The 2,561-nt window shown below is 27.0% G+C and carries 3 protein-coding genes and 2 pseudogenes; 2 read left to right on the forward strand and 3 right to left on the reverse strand.

The annotated features are described in order from the left end of the window. The first annotated feature begins 44 nt into the window (after positions 1 to 44). A complete protein-coding gene (locus HMPREF3125_RS02265) occupies positions 45 to 839 on the forward strand; it encodes a ParA family protein (RefSeq protein WP_070451659.1) in 795 nt (264 codons plus the stop codon). A gap of 5 nt (positions 840 to 844) precedes the next feature. Then, positions 845 to 1,045 (forward strand): hypothetical protein, encoded by a 201-nt coding sequence (locus HMPREF3125_RS02270; RefSeq protein ID WP_000896836.1) that lies wholly within the window; start codon positions 845 to 847, stop codon positions 1,043 to 1,045. Positions 1,046 to 1,173: 128 nt separating this feature from the next. On the opposite strand, the pseudogene HMPREF3125_RS13200 reads toward HMPREF3125_RS02270, so the two are convergent. The 3 genes and pseudogenes from HMPREF3125_RS13200 to HMPREF3125_RS02280 form a co-directional block, all read right to left on the reverse strand. Then, positions 1,174 to 1,308, reverse strand: a pseudogene (locus HMPREF3125_RS13200) (HAD hydrolase family protein); the annotation flags it as partial. Between the two features lie 63 nt (positions 1,309 to 1,371). Next, positions 1,372 to 1,932: a hypothetical protein gene (locus HMPREF3125_RS02275; RefSeq protein WP_001077893.1), complete on the reverse strand. Its 561-nt coding sequence runs from the start codon at positions 1,930 to 1,932 to the stop codon at positions 1,372 to 1,374. A 204-nt stretch (positions 1,933 to 2,136) separates the two neighbouring features. Next, positions 2,137 to 2,561 (reverse strand): annotated as a pseudogene (locus HMPREF3125_RS02280) (QacA/B family quaternary ammonium compound efflux MFS transporter); the annotation flags it as partial.

Raw genomic sequence — 2,561 nt, forward strand, 5'->3', positions numbered from 1 at the left:
AACTAATGTAAAGAGTAAAGACATAGTAAATGGGAGGTATTATTTTGAGCATAATAACAGTTGGAAATTTTAAAGGTGGTGTAGGTAAAACAACAGTAGCCACGTTACTTTCTTATATTGCATCTGAAAATTATGATAAAAAAGTACTTTTAATAGATTTTGATCCTCAGGGAAATGCAACTCAAATTATGAAAAGAACTTATCCGGAATTTGAGGAAGAAAAGATTTCATTTATAAACATGCTAAAAAATGGAAATATAGATCAAAGTATTGTGAAATTAACTTCCAAATTATCACTATTACCAGCTGATTCATCTTTGGCTAACTTATCCGATATCATTTCAAAGACAGATATTCTAAAGAAAAGATATATTTTAAAAAATGTGGTTGAAAAAATTAAAGAAATTCACGATTTCGCCTATATATTTATTGATGTACCACCTACTATTAACTCTGATTTCACTAATAATGCTGTTTATGCAAGTGATTACATTTTAATGGTATTTCAAACACAACAATCTGCTTATGAAAGTAGTCTTTCATTTGTTAATTTTTTAAGGGATCGAAAAAAAGAATCAGATTTATCGTTTGAATTGGTTGGCGCTGTTCCAGTATTAATTAAAAAAAGTGGACGTGTAGATAAACAGATATTAGATATGTCTAAATCAGCATTTTCTGAAGCACTCTTTGAGAACCAGATATATCAAAGAGAAAGAATAAAAAAATTTGCCGCTGATGGAATAAAAGATAAAGATATGCATGACAAAAAAGTTATATATATGTTTAACAAAGTCTACGAAGAATTAGTTAATAGAATTAGATTAATTGAGGGTGAGTGATATTTATGGCAGGATTTTTAGATAACATAGATACATCTGAGGTAAAATATACGGAAAATTATAAACCGGTATCTAAAAGTACGACTATGAGAGTGGACACTGATATAAAAAAAAGACTAAATCAAATGGCATTAGATAAGGATACATCTATAAAAGCTATAGTTGATGAAGTGTTAGGAGAATTTTTGGAAAAAAATAAGTATTAGTATTATATATATATTGAAAGAGTGTGTCATTACTTTAGACTGTAATGACACACTCTTATTTTAAATAACTTCTGATAATCATCAGTTATGTTAAACTCTAACAAAAACTAAATTATCAGAAGAATTATCTAGGGTATTAAACATAGGTAAATCAATTTTCTATCGCCAATAGTATAAACATCATCCATATTAATCTGAAGATAGCTACATAATTCTTTAACAGCATAGCCTTTATTTGTATAAGGCGCCATAAACTCTATTAAATATGGTTTGTTTTGAGGTTTCTATGTTTAATCATTTAATTTTTCATTATATAAATCGAATAATTATAAAAAGTCATCATACTTTTTATTTTTTAAAAATATTTGAAAATTTAATAGTAATCCAATTATAAGATCAAATATCATTATCATTATAATCAAGGCAACTATAATCACTGTGACACTCGTTACATAACAAGCTAGTAATCTCCAGATAAAATTGACATTTTCACCAATTCCATAACTTAACATATTACAAAGTAGTAAAAGAATAATAATACCTATACTGTAAATTAAAATTGTCAGTGTATATTTTTTAATAACTCTATTAGGAAACAATAGTTCATCTATTAGGTTCTTTTTCACCAGTATCTCTCGTTCAATTCTATCTTTGTCACAGATTTTGATTTTACTATTTTTTATTTTTTCCTCTAATAAAATAACCTCGAACGATCTGCTAATTTTTAATAAATATGCAGGAAAAGCTAATGTTAAGCATAATGTAATTAATTCATTTACATTGTTCATGTAACTTATAAAATAGATGAAAGTTGCTACTAGTGCTCCTAAAAATATAGTTATATTAAGTTCTACATCAAATATTTTAAAAATATCTGCTCTATTCATCAGTTAATCATCCTTTCAAGGTTTATTAATACTAATAAATTATTAGATATAGGTATATCATATTATTAATTTAAGAAATTGTCTTTTATAATTTTACTTAATAATAAAAAAGTAGAACCATTTAAAATTAATGGTTCTACTTTTTAACTATTACTAATTTTAAAAATAAACTAATCTACAATATCTAAAAATATATGTTTAGTACTATTTTTGTTTAGTTATATCAAGTGATTTGGGAATTAACAAATAGACAACTATTGAAATGATAATCATGATAATCCCACCTACTAAAGCAGTTGCTACAAAAGCATCATTAAATGATGTTACAGCCTCGTTTGCAAGCTGTTTTATCCCCGTAGCTTTAGCTACTTCGACAGCGCCCACTACAGATTCTTCAGCTACATGAGCTAAATCTCCAACTATACCTTTTGATGAAAAAGATGAAATATCTAAAAATACACGATAAAGCATAGAAGATAGGCTACCAAGTACTGCTACACCAAAAACATTTCCAAGGTCATACATAGACTCTTCAACAGCAGCTGCATTACCTGCTTTTGATGTAGGTGTTTCTAACATTATTAGAGCAGATGCAACTGGGTTCTGTTGCAAAGTAAAAAAATATAGCT

The sequence above is a fragment of the Staphylococcus sp. HMSC13A10 genome (assembly GCF_001808005.1).
Classification (GTDB): Bacteria; Bacillota; Bacilli; order Staphylococcales; family Staphylococcaceae; genus Staphylococcus; species Staphylococcus pasteuri.

Bases quoted from the DNA above. Each gene is read 5' to 3' on its own strand.
- HMPREF3125_RS02270 (WP_000896836.1), top strand. From the start codon at position 845: ATGGCAGGATTTTTAGATAACATAGATACATCTGAGGTAAAATATACG.
- HMPREF3125_RS02275 (WP_001077893.1), bottom strand. From the start codon at position 1,932: ATGAATAGAGCAGATATTTTTAAAATATTTGATGTAGAACTTAATATA.